Source organism: Lacticaseibacillus baoqingensis (assembly GCF_003946165.1).
GTDB lineage: Bacteria > Bacillota > Bacilli > Lactobacillales > Lactobacillaceae > Lacticaseibacillus > Lacticaseibacillus baoqingensis.
Genome location: NZ_RHOI01000031.1, coordinates 1 through 18411, shown reverse-complemented (window position 1 = coordinate 18411; position 18411 = coordinate 1). Strand labels below are relative to the sequence as shown.

The 18411-nt window shown below is 49.5% G+C and carries 12 protein-coding genes and 1 pseudogene; 10 read left to right on the top strand and 3 right to left on the bottom strand.

Features of this window, described 5'->3' with window-relative positions; genetic code table 11:
* Positions 1 to 11: 11 nt before the first annotated feature.
* The 7 genes from EKM91_RS11225 to EKM91_RS11195 all read left to right on the top strand — a co-directional run bounded on the left by EKM91_RS11225 (position 12) and on the right by EKM91_RS11195 (position 7771).
* Positions 12 to 476 carry a PTS sugar transporter subunit IIA gene (locus tag EKM91_RS11225; RefSeq protein WP_125754011.1) on the top strand — a complete coding sequence of 155 codons (465 nt, stop codon included), beginning with the start codon at positions 12 to 14 and terminating at the stop codon, positions 474 to 476.
* Between the two features lie 19 nt (positions 477 to 495).
* Positions 496 to 1167: an RpiB/LacA/LacB family sugar-phosphate isomerase gene (locus EKM91_RS11220; protein ID WP_125754010.1), complete on the top strand. Its 672-nt coding sequence runs from the start codon at positions 496 to 498 to the stop codon at positions 1165 to 1167.
* A 248-nt stretch (positions 1168 to 1415) separates the two neighbouring features.
* Complete coding sequence (locus tag EKM91_RS11215) at positions 1416 to 2099, top strand: histidine phosphatase family protein (RefSeq protein WP_125754009.1); 684 nt, start codon at positions 1416 to 1418, stop codon at positions 2097 to 2099.
* A gap of 578 nt (positions 2100 to 2677) precedes the next feature.
* Positions 2678 to 3544: a helix-turn-helix domain-containing protein gene (locus EKM91_RS11210; protein ID WP_125754008.1), complete on the top strand. Its 867-nt coding sequence runs from the start codon at positions 2678 to 2680 to the stop codon at positions 3542 to 3544.
* Between the two features lie 81 nt (positions 3545 to 3625).
* A complete protein-coding gene (locus tag EKM91_RS11205) occupies positions 3626 to 4636 on the top strand; it encodes a LacI family DNA-binding transcriptional regulator (RefSeq protein WP_164508558.1) in 1011 nt (336 codons plus the stop codon).
* A 206-nt stretch (positions 4637 to 4842) separates the two neighbouring features.
* Positions 4843 to 6258, top strand: a complete 1416-nt coding sequence (locus tag EKM91_RS11200) for a tagaturonate reductase (RefSeq protein ID WP_225419512.1) — start codon at positions 4843 to 4845, stop codon at positions 6256 to 6258.
* A 10-nt stretch (positions 6259 to 6268) separates the two neighbouring features.
* On the top strand, positions 6269 to 7771 hold the full coding sequence (locus EKM91_RS11195; RefSeq protein WP_125754006.1) for a UxaA family hydrolase: 1503 nt from the start codon (positions 6269 to 6271) through the stop codon (positions 7769 to 7771).
* A 44-nt stretch (positions 7772 to 7815) separates the two neighbouring features.
* On the opposite strand, the gene EKM91_RS11190 is transcribed toward EKM91_RS11195, so the two are convergent.
* From EKM91_RS11190 to EKM91_RS11180, 3 genes are all read right to left on the bottom strand, one after another.
* Entirely contained in the window at positions 7816 to 8310 is a 495-nt protein-coding gene (locus EKM91_RS11190) for a universal stress protein (RefSeq protein ID WP_125754005.1), read from the bottom strand.
* A gap of 123 nt (positions 8311 to 8433) precedes the next feature.
* On the bottom strand, positions 8434 to 8721 hold the full coding sequence (locus EKM91_RS11185) for a hypothetical protein (RefSeq protein WP_125754004.1): 288 nt from the start codon (positions 8719 to 8721) through the stop codon (positions 8434 to 8436).
* Positions 8722 to 9120: 399 nt separating this feature from the next.
* A complete protein-coding gene (locus EKM91_RS11180) occupies positions 9121 to 10398 on the bottom strand; it encodes a replication-associated recombination protein A (RefSeq protein WP_125754003.1) in 1278 nt (425 codons plus the stop codon).
* 118 nt (positions 10399 to 10516) lie between these two features.
* On the opposite strand from EKM91_RS11180, the gene EKM91_RS11175 reads away from it, so the two are divergent.
* The 3 genes and pseudogenes from EKM91_RS11175 to EKM91_RS11170 form a co-directional block, all read left to right on the top strand.
* Positions 10517 to 12187 (top strand): hypothetical protein, encoded by a 1671-nt coding sequence (locus EKM91_RS11175; RefSeq protein ID WP_125754002.1) that lies wholly within the window; start codon positions 10517 to 10519, stop codon positions 12185 to 12187.
* A gap of 309 nt (positions 12188 to 12496) precedes the next feature.
* A pseudogene (locus EKM91_RS14275) lies at positions 12497 to 12619 on the top strand (KxYKxGKxW signal peptide domain-containing protein); the annotation flags it as partial.
* A 24-nt stretch (positions 12620 to 12643) separates the two neighbouring features.
* Positions 12644 to 18411 (top strand): MucBP domain-containing protein (locus tag EKM91_RS11170; RefSeq protein WP_238475780.1); only part of this gene is annotated, 5768 nt, incomplete at its 3' end.

The following is an 18411-nucleotide window of genomic DNA, read 5'->3' as shown; positions in this document are numbered from 1 at the left end:
AGGTGGTCAAGATGGTCGAGTCAACTGTAGAGTCCCTGTTTGATCCAGAAATTATCGATTTAGATATCGATGTGAATACCAAAGATGAAGCAATTAAATATCTCGCAAAGCGATTAGAAAAAGCCGGATATGTTAATAATCTCGATGCATATGTCAAAGATATCTATTTTCGAGAGAGTGAAGGAATTACTGGAATGGGAGATAATGTTGCGATTCCTCATGGAAAGTCAAGTGCTGTAGTTCGCACGGGCTTAGCTATCGGACATACTCGTCATATGATTCCATGGGAGTCATACGATGGTAAACCGGTTAACGTTATATTTTTATTCGCGGTTGCGGACAACAATGCTGGTAGTCAGGTACATCTACGGCTGTTAGCAGATGTAGCTGGTCGTTTGGGAAATGATGAGGTGTTGGAGGCTGTGAAGACAGCAAAAACACCGGAAGAATTGCATCAGGCGCTGTTTCAGCAATAAATAATTGGAGGAAAATCGCATGAAAATTGCATTGCTAAATGAATTTAGTCAGGCACCGAAGAATGATTTGATTTTTAAAACCTTGAAAGACACGGTTACACCCTTAGGACATGAGGTTTACAATGCAGCAATGAGCAAGCCGCTTTTAGATGACGATGTGCCTGAGGCATATACAGCAAATAACCCTCGTCTAACATATCTTCACTTAGGTATTCAAGCCGCGTTATTGTTGAATTCCCATGCGGTTGACTTTATTATCGCAGGTTGTGGGACAGGACAGGGCGCGTTGATGTCATTGAATGCCTATCCTGGTGTGGTATGCGGCTATTGTATTGAACCAGCTGACGCATATCTTTATTTGCAGATCAATGATGGCAATGCGTTGTCGATCCCATTTGCTAAGGGATTTGGTTGGGGAGCGGAGGTTAATCTGCACAATATCTTCCAGAGTGCCTTTTCTTCGCCAAGTGGGTTAGGATATCCAAAAGATCGTAAAGAATCGCAGAATCGTAACGCAAAACTATTGATGGATGTCAAACAACGTATTGCGCGTCCATTACTCGAGGCATTAGATAATCTTGATGAATCCATGGTTAAGGAAGCATTGACACCAAACTTTATGAAGTGTTTCAATGCTGGTTGCAAAGATAAAGATATTGGTGCTTATGTTGCACACTTAGCTGCTAAATAAACGTAAATACCAGGCATGAACTAACAAGTCTGGATGAGGACACATCCGCATCATGTGGGTGTGTTTCTTTGTATTGAAGTATTGGAATAGCTGGTTAATGTTGTCTTCAAAAAAGGAGTTAGTAATGCATCATCTGGTTGGGTGGAGTTACTCAGTCCAGACATGAATATACGGATAGTAAATATAATATTAAGCGATATTTTAAGCTATTTTTTGTGACCAATGTCCAGTAACTAGGAGATGTTCAAATGGCAACTTTTACAGTATATCTTGTACGACATGGCCATACTTGGCTAAATGCATGTGGTCGTATGCAAGGTTGGATTAATTCATTTTTGACTGAAAAGGGTAAAAAACAAGCAATTCAGACAGGGAAAATGCTCGCTGATATTCATTTTAATCGTGTCTACACTAGTGATTCGGCGCGTACGCAGGAGACGGCTAGTTTAATCCTAGAAAATAATAATTGTTTACAACCACAATCAGTTATTAGTGATTCTTCGTTTCGAGAGGTGTACTATGGCGGCTTTGAAGGCGAGCTTTCTTCACTTGCATGGCGTAGGATTGGTGCTCCGGTTGGTATGAGTTTGCGAGAAGATCTTTATGCAAATTTCGGTGATAACATAGTTAAAAATATGACTAGAGATGCTGACCCTATGAAATCTGCTGAGAATGCTTCAATGTTTTGGAAACGATTAAATAGTGGATTACTAAGGTTACGTAATGAAGCCGTCGGGGGAGAACGAATATTATTGGTTTCGCACGGAAATACAATTCGGAGTTTGGTCGCACATTATGGTGCAACACAGGGATTCATACCAAAGAGTAAACCAGAAAATGGTTCGGTGACGAAGCTATTGGTAACCGAAAATACAGTTTATGTATTATCATATGATCAACATAGCGTGTGTCAAATAGAGTCGGCATTGTAATGCTGATACTGAGAAAAGGCGAGGTACTGTCCGCAAAAGCAAAGGACGGACTAGACAGTCGAGGCTGGTTGTGTATCGACTGTTAATATCATATGTATTGCAACCTGTATAATTGCATCAAGTGCGTAAACGTTTTGCTGATAGATATCTATGCCTTTTTTAGAAAGTGTCAGAAACTTCTGCATGGAGTGTAACCTTGAGCCGTCTCCCATTCAATGGACAACTAGTAAAAGATACAGTAAGTCCATATTTATACAAAGATATTAATGTTAAGAATAAGTTTAAACTTAATCTTTCTCATCATTGGTATGGACCAATATTCGTGTATGAGAAATCAAACCCCGGTATAATAGGTTTTATATAACCAGCTCTTACCGGTAATTAACGCTAGTTTAATTTAGGTGCGCTATTTTTCACAATCTTTACCCATTAATTATATAATAATTATGCTATTTTGCCGTGACACGACACGAATACTAGTCAACGACAATATTTTTCAGTATAATAAACATGACGAAATGATATTTTCGTTTCGTGTTGACGATTGTGAAACATTCGGGATTAAGGGAGTGGACTTCATGCATAAGGAACAACCGGCACTGCGTATTTTGGGGGATCGCGTCCGTCATTACCGTAAACTCAAGGGGATGTCGCAAGCCGAGCTGGCCAAAGGGATCTGCACACAAGCCACCATTAGCTTGATCGAAAAGCGCAACAAGGTACCCAGCATGAACATCTTGGTGCGCTTAGTGGAACGGCTGGGGGTGGCGATGGCAGATATCGTGGTCGAGAATCGGGACAAAACGCAAGTCGTATTGGCAAAAGTAGAACAGTTAGTCCGCCATAGTGACTTTACCCAAGCCGAACAAGCATTGAATGGGATCAGCATTGATAAGCTCACTGGCGGCGATGATAAGAAACGTTACTACTATTTCAAAGGGATGATCGAACTCTTTGCCCAACACGCCCCAGACGAGGCGATCTATTACTTCGGTCGGGTCTTGAATCCGTTAGTGACGCGCGAGCGCGACTTGTTGGCGATCATGGCAACGTTAGGGCTGGGTTTGGCTTATGCCGAAAAAAAGGCCCAAGACCGCGCACGCGTGTATATCGACCAAGCCTTGGGGCTGCTTAAGGGCATGCCCTTAAAAGAAGCCAAGTATTTGGATGTGGAATTGACGATTTATTGGCACACCGCCCGGATCTATTATGAATTAGGCGATTACCAGGATGTGTTGAAGCATGTTGGCGATGGTATCGATGTGGCAGTGACGCATGACAGCTTGTTCTTGCTGGATGAGTTGTATGCTTTGCGGGCCTTTGCTTTGCAGGCATTAGGCGATCAGCAAGCCGCCAGTGCCTATGAGATCGCCAAGGCGTTGGCGCGGGTCAACCAGTCGCAAGCGTTATATGAACAACTGGAAAAAGCCAGTGCCACGGCATAACTGACTGAGCGTCACCGCTGGTGGCGCTTTTTTCGTCTGGCGAGTACAATTAAAGTTATTCTGGAAAAGGCAGTGATGCAGATGGTAACGATTAGAGATGTGGCCAAAGCAGCAGGGGTGTCATTAACGACGGTTTCGCGGGCGTATAACCCCAAGGCCGTGATTCGCCAAAGCACCCGGGAGCGCATATTGAAGTTAGCGCATGAAATGGGCTATGTTCCTAACCTGAGTGCCCGCAGCTTGGTGACCAATCAAAAATTCGTCTTAGGCGTCTTCTTTTCCAATTTGCGCTCTGGGACACCAGAAACATTTTTGTCGACGGTGATCAATAGTGTGTATGAGGTGCTGCCGGATGATTATTTGTTGTCGGTCAATGATATTGCGCACTTGAGCAATTTTGAAGCCCGGGTGCAAATGCGCATGGCCGGCGTCTTGGTGGTCAGCCAGTCGCCAGATGATGATGCGTTCATCCAGCGCTTGGCTCAAGCACAGATCCCCACAGTGGTGATCAACCGCGATTTGGAAGATCCGCTCAGCTACAATGTTTGCAGTGATGACCGCTTAGGGGTTTACAAGGCGATGCAGTATTTGGCCCAAGCCGGCCACCAGCGCGTTGGGATGATCGCCGGGCTGCCAAGTTATACCAGTGCTCATCAACGGCGCCAAGGGTTTGACGATGGGGTGGCCGACTTTGGGCTGACGCGGGTGGATGCCGCAATGCGGCCAGGGAATTACAGCGCGCAAGCCGGGCGTAAACAAATGCAGGCGATCTTAGATCTGCCCAGTGACCAGCGGCCCACTGCGGTGATCTGTGCGGATGATGATACCGCTGTCGGGGCGCTGCGGGCTTGTTATCAAGCTGGCGTCAGTGTGCCAGCCGGCATGTCAGTCGTGGGTTTTGATGATAGTATCTATGCGGCGATGAGTGTGCCGGCGCTGACGACGGTGAAAAAACCGATCGTCCAAATGGCGACAGCAGGGATCGCCAAGCTCTTAGCGCTGATCGCTGGTGAAGTTGATACGGTCGTGCACAAAGAGGTGATCGCGCCGAGCTTGATCGTGCGGGAATCGGTCTTAGATCGGCACAAGTAAAGTTGTCTGTTACCGTGGTAGCAGGCTTTTTTTACAGCAGCTATTGTTAGCGTTAACACTGTGTGCTAAGGTAATGGTGACAAGAGGTGTTAACGTTAACACTAACCGATCAGTATCGCCGGACAGCAGGCTTTGACCGGCGGCTTGCTGGTTGAGCAGGTAGCGCGAGCTGAGCGCATCTCAATAAATTAAGGAGTGCACAAAATATGATATTGCCAACGTTAAATGATTCGTTTCGTCAATTACCCAAATTCCCCACTAAAGTGATCCAATTTGGTGAAGGCAACTTTTTGCGGGCCTTTGTGGATTGGCAGATCCAGCAAATGAATAAGCAAGGCTTGTTCAAAGGCGGCGTGGCTGTCGTCCAACCCATCGCCAATGGCCGGACCAAACAGCTGGAGGCCCAAGATCGGCTGTATACGACGCTTTTGGAAGGCAAGCTCGATGGCAAAGTCGTCCAAGAACACGAGATCATTGAAGACATCAATCAAACCGTTCGCCCATATGATGACTGGCAAAGTTATTTGGACCTCGCCAAAAACGACGATATCCAATTCATCTTCTCCAACACCACCGAAGCCGGGATCGCTTATGACGCTAATGACCGTTATGACGCTTTGCCTGAAGGTACCTACCCGGCGAAGCTGACGGCGTTGTTAAATGAACGCTTCAAGCTGGGCAAACCAGGCTTTCAGATCATCCCGTGTGAGTTGATCAACCACAATGGGGATGCCTTGAAAAAAGCCGTTTTGCAATATGCCGACTTATGGGCATTAGGCGCTGATTTCAAGCAGTGGGTCAATGATGCTAATGATTTTTATGCGACCTTAGTCGATCGGATCGTGCCAGGCTACCCTAAGGATCGTGCGGCAGACTTAGAAACAAAATGGGGCTATCATGATGCCAACATGGTCAAAGCTGAGCCGTTTTTCATTTTCGTGGTCGAAGGGGATCAAAAGCTTGAAAAGCTTTTCCCGGCAAAGCAGGCCGGCTTGAATCTGGTGGTCACCCCAGACATGCAGCCATATCGCAATCGTAAAGTCTCGTTGTTGAATGGCCCGCACACGACTATGAGCCCGATCGCCCGCTTGGCCGGGATCGAAACGGTCGGTGAGGTGATGAAAGACCCTGATTTTTATCAATTCGTCAATGATGAAATGTATCAAGAGATCATCCCGACTGTTGCTTTGCCGCAAGCAGAGCTGGAAGCTTATGCCGAAGGGGTCAAGGAACGGTTTGAAAACCCCTATGTCCGCCACGAATTAAGCAGCATCGCCTTGAATTCGATCGCGAAGTTCAAAGCGCGCCTGCTGCCTACTTTCAAGCGCTATGTTGCCGCCAATCATCAGCTGCCACAGCGCATCAGCTTGGCGTTAGCCGCTTATTTGAAGATCTACGCCGGCAAAGCAGATTTTGCGCCGCAAGATACGCCAGAAACTTTGGCAGAATTCAAGCAGCTGGTGCAAGCGCCTGATTATCTTGGCGCTGCTTTGGCGGATACCAAGCTTTGGGGCGAAGATCTGACGCAATTTGACGGGTTAAAAGCCTTGATCCAAAAAGATTGGGACTTGTTTGATCAAGCAGGGGCTAGAGCAGCGGTACAAGCGATTAATGCAAAGTGAGGAAAAGCCGATGAATCACTATATCATCTTAGATCCAGCAGATACGGTTGGCGTTGCATTACAAGACATTCCAGCAGGCACGACGCTGAACACCACTAGCGGCAAGGTCACCTTGCCTGACACGATCAAACGCGGCCATAAATTCGCTTTGCAGGCGATCGCTGAAGGCGCAGACATCGTCAAATACGGTTTTGCCATCGGCCATGCCACCAAAGCCATTGGTGCCGGTGAATGGGTGCACACCCACAATGTTAAAACCAATCTCTCAGGCGAATTAGCCTATACCTATCAACCCCATGACATCACCCGGCCAGTCGCCAAAGACTCGCGCACCTTCATGGGCTATCAACGTCAAAATGGCAAAGTCGGGATCCGTAACGATTTGTACATCATTCCCACCGTTGGCTGCATCAACCCGCTGTTAGACATCGTTGTCGAACAGTTCAAGGCGATGCACCCAGACAATGGCAGCTTTGACAATGTGATTTTGCTCAAACATCCATATGGCTGCTCGCAGCTCGGGGATGATTTTGAACAAACCCGTAAGATCTTAGTCGACGCTGCTTTGCAGCCTAATGCCGGCGGGGTATTGATCTACGGGCTGGGTTGTGAAAACAACCAAATGGACGGCATGCAAACCGAATTGGAAAAAGTCGGCGGCCCGATCGATCACGACCGTATGAAGTTTATGGTCGCCCAAGAAGTCGATGATGACTTAGGCACGGCGTTAGACTTGCTTGAAGACCTCAACGAGGCGGCTGCCGCAGACGTACGCACACCCCAGCCGCTGTCTGCTTTGAAGATCGGGTTAAAATGCGGCGGCAGCGACGGCTTATCCGGGGTCACCGCCAATCCGCTGCTTGGGCGTGTGGCTGATTTTGTCACCGCGCAAGGCGGCACTGCCGTGTTGTCAGAAGTGCCTGAAATGTTTGGCGCCGAAACGATCTTGATGTCACGGGCCAAAGATGAAGCGACATTTGAGAAGATCGTAGCGCTCATCAACAACTTCAAGGCATATTTTGAATCCTTCCACCAGCCGATTTATGAAAATCCCTCACCGGGGAATAAAGCCGGCGGGATCACCACCTTGGAAGACAAGTCGCTTGGCTGCACCCAAAAGTCAGGCACCAGTCAAGTGACAGATGTTTTGCAATATGGCGAAAAGCTCAAGACGCCTGGATTGAACCTGTTGCAATCGCCTGGTAATGATTTGGTTTCCAGTTCTGCAGAAGCCAGTGCCGATTGCCAGATGGTCTTGTTCACCACTGGGCGCGGGACGCCTTTTGCCACTTATGTACCGACGGTCAAAGTGGCCTCCAATTCTTATATTGCGGAAAAGAAAACCCGCTGGATCGATTTCAATGCCGGCCGGTTATTAGAAACTGATATGGACACGCTAGCGGATGAATTTATCGACTATCTGTTGCACGTGGCCAGTGGCGACGTCAAGACCAATAACGAAAAGTACGGCATTCATGGCATCGCGATCTTTAAGACTGGGGTCACGGAATAAGCCATAAAAAAAACGCAACCGGCTGGCTGCGTTTTTTTTATGGCTTATTCCACTTTTGGCTTCGGCTTTTTCGTCGATGCCAAAGCCGGCTTGTTTTCAAGATCTGTGCGCACGACCAAAACGTCGCAAGGGGCGTTGCGGGTGACGTATTCGGTGACACTGCCGATCAAGAGCCGTTCCACCGCATTGAGCCCGGTGGCACCGATCATGATCAGGTCAATATCATGCGCTTTAGGCATATCGCGCGCGATGATCGTCTTTGGCGCGCCATATTCGATCGTATAGCTGACTTTATCTAAGCCGGCATCTTTAGCTTGTTTGATGTAGCCGTCCATGGTTTGTTTGGCGGTTTCGGTGACTTGTTCAACCATTGCAGAGTCAAAGCTCGACACATTTTGAAATGCGCGGGTGTCGACGGTGTGCACCATAAAGAGTTCGCCATCATTACGCTTGGCAACTGCGATCGCTTTTTGAAAGGCTAACTCGGATTCATAAGAGCCGTCGATCGCAACTAAGATGTGCTTGTATTGTTGTAACATGTCTATCACCTCTTAACTATATTTTAATTCATTGCGGAAGAAAGTGAAAGCGTTAGCCTGAGGTATCGGCAGTTATCGGCCAAAAAAACTGCCCTCTCAGCGGATGGCAGTTCCTGGCAGCGATTATTCTTGATCCGGGTTGATATATTTAGGCAAGTTCAAGCCTAACACACCCACGGTTAACGCGCCTAACACCAATGCGGCTAATTTCAACCAGGTGATCGCCACAAAGGCGCTGACGATTGCGATGAGCGCGGCGACCACTAAAACGGTGGCGTAAGCAGCTAAGGTTTGCCCTAATTTTTCCGGCACGGTTTTCAAGGTCAAAAAGTCGTGCTGGCGATGCGTATACAGATATGCCGCCAAAGCGACAAGCACGATGGCGTAGATGAGCATGATCACGGTCAACATAAGCGCAGTCCTTTCTAATGATAATGCAGGTCAATTATACCTGAAATGATGGCAATAAAAAAACCGGCTAATGCCGGCTAAAGTCCGAAGACTTTTTGTGAAAGGCTAGTGGTGCCGTTATCTTCCCGTTCTGTTGAAACCCGCTGAATAGCAAGTGGGTCCAAACGTCCAATACGTTAGTCGCTCAGTGAAAGAGCGACACGGCATTGAGCACTTATGGTCCCAAGGTCTCGAGACTGTTCGGTCAACTGAATTATGGGAAGCGCGCACACCTTAGGTACTTCCATGGTTAAATCATAGCATCCAATTCCCGAAGATGCAAGTGAGAAGTCGCGCTGTGATGCGGTTGTAACCGTTATCGCCATAAGCACAAACCGATGCTGGCGTCAAGTCTTGAACTCATGCTTGACCTTGTTGCATTTTCCGGATCTGCGCCAGGCGTTGGGCCAGGGCTTGTTCATATTTACCGGTCGTTTTAGCTTGGTAATACTGTTTGCCGCGCAAGGTGTCTGGCAGGTAGTCTTGGCGCACCCAATCGCCAGGGTAATCATGCGGGTATTTGTACTCGACGCCATGACCTAGTGCCTTGGCGCCTTTGTAGTGGGCATCGCGCAAGTCATCTGGGATCGCACCGCTGTGGCCGCCTTGCACATCTGCCATGGCGGCATCGATAGCTTGCATGGCAGTGTTGGATTTAGGGGCCAAGCATAAGTCGATCACGGCATTGGCTAAGGGGATGCGGCCTTCTGGCAGCCCTAAGCGCTCAGCGGATTGGATCGCCGTCAAGGTGCGGCTGGCCGTTTGCGGATTGGCTAAGCCGATGTCTTCATAAGCGATCACCAACAAGCGCCGCAAGATGCTTGGCAAATCGCCGATGGTGATCAAACGTGCCAGGTAGTGCAAAGCCGCATCGACATCTGAACCGCGGATACTTTTTTGAAACGCTGAGATCAAATCGTAATGGGCATCGCCATCCGCATCGCCGGCGATGGCACGCTGTTGCAGCGATTGGTGCATCACGGCTGCGGTGATCTGGATCCGGCCAGCGACTGCAGGCGTAGACAATACCGCCAACTCCAAGGCATTCAACGCACTGCGCAAGTCGCCATTGGTCGCATGGATCAAAAAATCGCGCGCGTCTTTGGCCAAGTCAACGGGATAATCGCCTAAGCCCCGCTCATGATCAGCCAATGCGCGCGTGACAGCAGCATCAATGTCTTCAGGCGTCAACGGAAAGACTTGAAAGATCTGCGTGCGGCTGCGGATCGCTGGCAAAATGCTCATATAGGGATTTTCCGTGGTGGCGCCGACCAACACGATGCGGCCGGATTCCAGATGGGGCAATAAGAAGTCTTGTTTGGTTTTGTCCAAGCGGTGGATCTCATCGAGCAGCAAGATCACGGTACCGGACATGCGTGCTTCTTCGGCGACGATCTGCAGGTCTTTTTTCGTATCCGTGGCGGCGTTTAAGGTGCGAAAAGCGTACTTAGTCGCTCCGGCGATGGCGCTGGCGATGCTGGTTTTGCCGGTGCCAGGCGGGCCGTAAAGGATCATCGAGCTGAGGCGATGCGCCTTGACCATGCGGCGGATGATCTGATCTGGGCCGACAAGATGTTGTTGGCCGACGACTTCATCGAGATTTTGCGGCCGCATGCGGTAGGCGAGCGGTTGTGGCATAGACTCATTTCCTTTCATCTTAAATCAATACGTCTATGATACCATAGGCCATTTGCAACTGCCGGTGACCGTGGTAGCATAGAGTTTACAGAAAACGTATCGGATGGGAGCTACAGTTATGTATGATTATGGGCAAATGATCGCGGAGTTGAACTTGATCGGCCTTTTGCCGCAAACGCAAGCGCGCCTGCAAGTGCACTTGGCCCCAAGTGCGGCCAATTTACCAAGCAGCCCTTATTGGCTCAGCAATGCCAAAGAAGTGTTGGTGACCATTCCTTGGAGCAGTGACTTGCGCGGCATCACGCGCCAATTGACGGCGGTGTTGGCAAGCTTGCGCCGCGCTGGCGTCGACACGACTTTAGGCGCTGAGCCGTTTACCATTTCATGGGTCCTGCCAGAAACGCTTTTTTCGCGCAGCTATGAGGTGATCGCTACGACCAAATCGGCGCCTGATTATCTGGCCTTTCGCAACGCGTGGTATGTGCGGTTTGCCCAAGTGTGGCAAAAAGCCCAGCCGCAACTGCAAGCACATTTTGGCGTCAGTCGCGGCTTTGAGCTGCACTTATTAGGTGAGGCACCGCAAACCCAAGGAATCATCGGCGTGCAATGGCAGGCAGTGCCGCTGTTGGCCAATACCGATACCGGCAGTCAGACCCAAAGCCTATTATGGCTGCGCGGGGCGTTATGGGGCTTGTTGTGCAATCAGCTGCCGGCGCAATTAGCGACTTGGGGACCCAAAGTGATCTTAGATCCCGAAACCGTCTCTAGCCTGAAACGCTTGCAGCCAGGGGTCAAACGCCAAGTCCCGACGTTAGATGATGGCGTGCACTTGCCGGGGTATCCGCAGTTATCGCTGGATAGTCAGCTTTTGTTAGGTGCGGCGTTGGCCACCGGGCATAAGATCGCGGTGTTAGATGAACGCAGCGAAGTCTTGCAGATCGAAGACCACTTGGTGGCCGGCGGTGCGACCTTAAATTCCGCCGCTGCTGCCAATGCGGCAGCGTCAAAACTGGCGCAAAAAGCGCTTTTGGCGACGCATGGCCTGCCAGTCGCCCCAGCGGCGATGTACTTGAATCTCAACGCCGCCTTGCATGATTTTCACACCAGTTACGCGCATAAGGCAATAGCGGTCAAGCCCATTTGTGGCCAAAGCGGCTTGGGAGTGGCTGTTTTCCGCTTGCCGCCGACAGAAGCGGCCTTTGCCCAAGCTTTTGCGCAAGCGGCAGCCTATGGGCCGGTATTAGTCGAAAGTTATGTGCCTGGGGCGAGTTACCGCTTTTTTGTCCAAGACGGCGCGGTCAAAGCGGTGATGGAAATGACCCCAGCCAATGTGGTCGGCGATGGCCGCAGAAGCGTCGCGGCTTTAGTCAGCCACAAAAATGCGCGGCGGCCGATCGGCTGGCAGCCGGTGGTGTTAGACGATACCGCAGAAGCGGCGTTGGCCAGCCAAGGGGTGACGACGGAAACGATCCCGCCGCGCGGCCATCAAGTCTTCTTGCAAACTGTTTCTAATGCGCGGTTTGGCGCAGATGGTTATGATGTGACCGCAGATATTGCCGCCGGGTACACCGATTTAGCCGTACAAGCGGCGGCGGCGTTAGGTTTGCGGATCGCTGGGATCGATATGGTGATCCCCAATCTCTATCAAGCTTATCAAGCCGATCAAAACGGGATGGCCGTGATCTTAAGCATCACGCCGACGCCGGCATTATGGCCGCATGCCGTGCCGCAAATGGGCGTCAAGCGGCAGTTGGCCAGCGACTTGATCACGAGCTTGTTACAAGCATAAAGCGGTTAGATCACCAGTGATGGTGGTCTATTTTTATGGCTGCGCGGCATGTCTTGTCAGTGATGTGAATATTCTAGTATCAGAATCTAGTAATTTAGTTCAATATTCTAGTAGCGCTGTATTCTTTAAAACTTATATTTACCCTGTGTTTGTAGGGCCGCCATTAAAATCAAAAAATATTTTGCTATAAAAACTAAAGGATTTTTACGAATATTGATTTAATTCATATTTTTATAAATGCTATACTCATCAGCATGAGGGGTTCATTTACCCCATTAAGCATCTTCGCTTATAAGCGCTGTGCATATCATGAGGAGGAGTATGATGAAATCACGTTCTAAAAATAGTCCCATCAGGGTGGACACGGACCGTAAAATTCATTATAAAATGTTCAAAGATGGAAAAAAGTGGGTTTTCACGGGGTTAGTGACGACCTTCTTTACGGTTCTTCCTTTTATGCAGGGAAACGTGGTCCAAGCTGATACCACTACCGATACAGATGCTGGAACATATACCAAAGAATCCGATTCAGGGGCGGCCAATGCGACCAATACCGCGGTGCTTAAGACCCAGCCGGCTGCGCAAACCGCGACCGCTGTACCGCAAACGCCTGCGACCCCAACGACTGCTTCCCTTGAGATCACTGCCTTGGCTGCTGCTGGTAACGATGGGGTCGTTACTGTTACTGGGACCACCGCCGCCAATGCCTTGGTGACCGCGACCACAGCTGATGGGGCAAGCCAAAGCGTGACCGCTGATACCAATGGTCATTTTAGTGTGCAACTCACCACGACCACCACGATCGTGCTCAAGGCCACACTGGCTGGAGTCACCAGTGAACCGACTGCCGTGGTGCCACCGGCCAATGCAGCCGCTGCCAACACGGCAGCAACAACCGCCCAGGCTGATACGCATCCGGCTGCCGCTGGTACGGCCGCTGCTGCCGCTCAGCCAGACGCCAGTGCCGCCCAGCCAGCTGATGCTGAACCTGCGGCGGTTACGACCGCTGGCTCAGCAACTGAATCGGTTGATACAAGTCCGGAAGCCGTTGGTAACGCGACCAATGCTGTGGCGGCCACGGCCAGCACACCAGCTACGACTGCCGCAGCGATCAGTCCAGAAGTTGCGTCTGCCGGTGATGTGGATGCCGCAGATGCGATCAATGATCCAGTTATTTTAGTCGATCCAACTGATGACGAACTTGCAGCTGCCAAGGCGCTGGCAGCTGAAACCTTTAAGAAAACCGGTATCGCGCAGCTGATCCAGGCGGTAGCCGCTGACGATCCTAACCCTTCGACAGAACAAGTCGTTTATGACAAGAGCTTCTTGGAAACCCTTCAATTGACCAGCCCGAATGCTGCCACCAGTGTTGACGGTCAAATTATTGTCAAGGCTGGGGTCCGCGAAGTCAAAGACGGGGATTCAACCAAAAAGTACCTAGCGTATGATCAGCCAATCACGGTAACGTTTGATCATTTTTCCAATATTGGTAAGTTTTTAGAGTTCAGCAAAGCGAAGTCAATTAACATGTTTGATTTGTCTACTTTGCTTTCCCCGGCTTCCTGGATGGCTACTCTCCAGGATCTGGTCAAAGGGCTTACCACTGGCGACTTTAGTGAAGAACAGCTCAAGCAGCTGAGTGCCACTATCCGCGACGAATCAGAAGTAAAGGATACGATCGACGTTAACACGGCAAAGCTGATGGCTAACGACGACGATAATCCGATTAAAGAAGGCGATTTATTCCGTTTGACGCCGGTAACTGGTGCGGGCGCTTTGCAAGTCGGGGTTTTTGGTGCCGAGGCTTTAGACAAGCCTTCACTTAATCAGATCAATGATGTCCATTATGCTTCTCCGACCTTTGATTGGGATGCATTGGCGCATAAAAACGATGAAGATAATTCAGTGTCAGTGACATTTACGCTGTCGGCGGATCAAGTGAAACAGGCCTTCGGTGATAAAGGCGGCTATCTTTACGTCAAGATCCCTGGCAAGATGAGCAGCTTGAAGATCACCGATTTGATCGTGCCTGGCGCAGATGGCAGCATCGGGACAGATGCCAAAGTTGAAGTCGTCGACACGCCTACGGATACATCTACGGATACGCCAACTGACACGCCTGACACCACCGGTTTCCCAGTCACCTATAAATATGTAGATGAGAATGGTCAAGAGATCCCTAATTCAGCGCAGTCTACTAAGGTTCCAGAAGGTAGCAAGATCGACTTTAACCCATTGGATCCGCCTAGTGGCTATACGTTTGACCCGGCAAAGACAACTCTTGATGTTGGTTCAGCGATTGCCGGTGAGATTCAAAACATTGTTAGCGGTGTTAAGGACTTCGCTAGTCTGAACACTACGTTGGGTAATATGCAGCTGACCGATCCAAGCCAGTACGCTGATTATGGCAGTGATGAGCTGACGATCACCTATAAAGGCACCAAAGACGCCGTGAAAGTTGCGCATCCGGCCACAGTCATTTTTGCGGATAAAGACGGCAATCCACTTCTGAATGCAAAAGGCGACAAACTGCGGGTGGATCAGCCATTAGGCACGCATACTGAAGGGACGAGTGTGCCTACCGATGGTTTCAGTCACGAAATTGAAGGCTACACAATGATCGGTGAGGATCCAATTCCGGAGCACTATTACTTCACTGATGAGCCCAACCAGATCGTTATCCTCAAGTACGAAAAGAATGATGCCGGTGGTACCGGCACTGGCACCGGCACCGATACACCTACAGCAATAGGCAAGATCACTGTCAACTTAGTGGGTGAAGATCACCACGCGCTTGTAGTACCCAGTGATCCCAATTTTCAACAGACATATTACCCTGAAGGTTATATCGGGACGACCATCGCGGATGGTACCATCAACGCGGATGGTATCATCAACAAGGAAGCCCCAGGTTTTACGATCATAGAGGATCAAACGATCGGTGCAACGTTTACTGATAAAGACCAGACACTCCTGATTGTTTACAAGCCAGTCGTAACTAAGGGTACGATCACTGTTAACTTAGTGGACGAAAATAACCAGCCAGTCAAGAATACTGATGGTAAGCCTTCAATTGATCTCGAGGGCAATATTGGCGATCCAATTACAAGCGTGGCCCTCAATAAAGACGTCCCCGGTCACAAGATCACCACCGATGGCACGACCGATGCAACGTTTACTAAGACTGCCCAGACGCTGACGATCAAGTACGCGCCAGTCGTAACAAAGGGTACGATCACTGTTAACTTAGTGGACGAAAATAACCAGCCAATCAAGAATACTGATGGCCAGTCTTCAATTGATCTCAAAGGTAATATTGGCGATTCAATTACAAGCGTGGCCCTCAATAAAGACGTCCCCGGTCACAAGATCACCACCGATGGCACGACCGATGCGATTTTTACTAAGACTGCCCAGACGCTGACGATCAAGTACGCTACAGACGGGCCGAGAGTGTTCACTCCGGGCAATCCTGGCTCGACTTTGAATGGGGATCCGATCACGGTAACGTCCCGGTATTTGATTGGGACGGTGCAGGCTAATGTTAAGTACAATGGAGACGGTGCACCGGAGGAGAAGAAAGGCTCACCTATTCAGATTTACCGGACGGCAACCCTTGATGCTAGTGGCGCTCCAGTGTACACGCCATGGACAACGAATTCGACCGGTGTTGGTGGCAACGACACGGATGTTTTGCTGACGCCGATTACTGAAAGCGATATTCCAACAGTCGCGAACAAAGTTGGTACAATCGTGGATGAGACGAACAAGGCGATTACGTCCGCCGACTTACCATTGGTTGGTAAAAAAGTAACAGCTAGTGATGGTTCAGTTCTCATCGATGGTAGCCAGAACACAAACATTGGTGGAAAGTACCTGACGAATTTCATTGCGACCCGCGTGGTCAATTACGGCGCGAACCAGCCTGACTTGCAGTGGCATGACGCACCGAAAGACCCGAAAGATCCTCTCTACAAAGACACGCATAAAGCCCTGCACCCGACCATGATGATGATAAAAGACGGTGAAACGACGCCGCAAGATAATAACGAAGATGACGTCGTTTTGACGCGTCAATATCAGATCGATGATAACGATCCTGACAGTGGCGTGAAAGATTATGGCCCGTGGATTGTTGATGACACTGGCAAGTTCATGACCGTTGGCTATACACCGGTAATTTACGATGGTTATAAAGCTTCACCAGCAAAAATTGACCAGAATACCCAAGATGATGACCACAAAACCGTCACGGAAGAACTTGCGGCAATGACGGCTGAGACAGCAGACCAAGATAAGAAAATCACCTTCACCATTAACTATGACAAAGAAAAGGCTGAATTGGTCGAGCACCCTGCACCAAATGAACCAAGTGATGTGAACTATCATGATACCCATAAGTTCCTGAATGTCACAATTAACGGTGATCAGAACGGTCAGAAGAAGCAGTTATATACTGGGAAAGTTGAGTTCAATCGTACTTACTTCACCGAAAAAGGCGACACGACTAATAAGGTCGTTGAGTATGGCGATTGGCAGCAAGCTGCACCTTTTGCAACTTTCACGCCTGAGCCAGTGGATGGCGCCACGCCAACTCCAGCGCAAGTGACCGAAACAACGGTAGGCGACGATGGTCAGTCCATCAAACAAGCCGCAGCTGGTTTACTTGCTGCAACTGACATTCAAAGTAAAGACATCACGATCACTGTAACCTATGCCAAAGCCGAAGCGGTCCAAGGCACAGGGACTGTTCACTATGTCTATCAGAATGTGGGTGGTATCGAACTGCAGCCGCCTGTAACCGTTAGTGGTCCAGAAGGCACAGATTACTCCACTCAATATAAGATCCCAGATACATTGAACAATGATGGCAAAGACTTGCCTGATGCAGGCGGAACGCTTGATACCAGCATCCTGTATTACTATGCGACTGCTGACATCAATGGTGGTCAAATCAATAGCTTACCGGATAATGGGTCAGCCGATGCGGCCTTTAAGACAGACGGCCAAGACATCTGGGTTATTTATGTTGCCAAGCCAAAAGCAAGTGCTGCGGATACAGTTACTGCTGAGGAAATCGAAGGTGACGCTGAGCATCCAAATGGCGGGACCAGGATCACCGTTAAGCATGTTGACGGTAGTCCCGACACCGTAACAACGGTATGGAATGGTGATGACGGTACAGATGGCGCAAGTGCGTTCGATATCTGGAAAGCCGCAGATCCGGATCGTAAGGATGCAACCGAAGGTGAATTCTTAGCATCGCTGCAAGGTGATGATGGGAAGAGTGCCTACGAATTGTGGGAAGCACAAGATGGCAACGACGGGAAGAGCGAAACGGACTTCCTGAACAGCCTGAAGGGTGCAAATGGTACCGATGGTAAGAGTGCATTTGAAATTTGGAGTGCATTGCCAGGGAACGACAAGAAGACTGAAGCAGAATTCATTGAGAGTTTGAAGGGTGCCAAAGGTGCCGATGGTACTAACGGTACAGATGGCGCAAGTGCATTCGACATCTGGAAAGCCGCAAATCCGGATCGTAAGGATGCAACCGAAGGTGAATTCTTAGCATCGCTGCAAGGTGATGATGGGAAGAGTGCCTACGAAGTATGGAAAGCACAAGATGGCAACGGCGGGAAGAGCGAAACGGACTTCCTGAACAGCCTGAAGGGTGCAAATGGTACCGATGGTAAGAGTGCATTTGAAATTTGGAGTGCATTGCCAGGGAACGACAAGAAGACTGAAGCAGAATTCATTGAGAGTTTGAAGGGTGCCAAAGGTGCTGATGGTACTAACGGCGCGAGTGCGTACGAAGTTTGGAAGAATGGTAAAGACGCGAAGAATCTAAATAACGACAATACCATCGATGAAGCAGACTACGCGATCGCAATCAAAGGTGATACCGGCGATGACGGCTACAGTGCATGGTTGAAGACTCCGGCAACGGAAGATATCAACAAGGACGGCAGCATCGATGACAAGGATAAGGATCTGAACAAAGACGGTAGCGTCGATGAGGAAGACTTTATCCAAGCCATCAAGGGTGACACTGGTGCAGCAGGTGCCGACGGCGCCAGCGCATACGATGCCTGGAAGAAGACCCCAGAAGCAACGGACCTGAACGACGACGGAACCGTTGACGAAAAGGACTTTGTAATCAGCATCAAGGGTGACACCGGCGATGACGGCTACAGTGCATGGTTGAAGACTCCGGCAACGGAAGA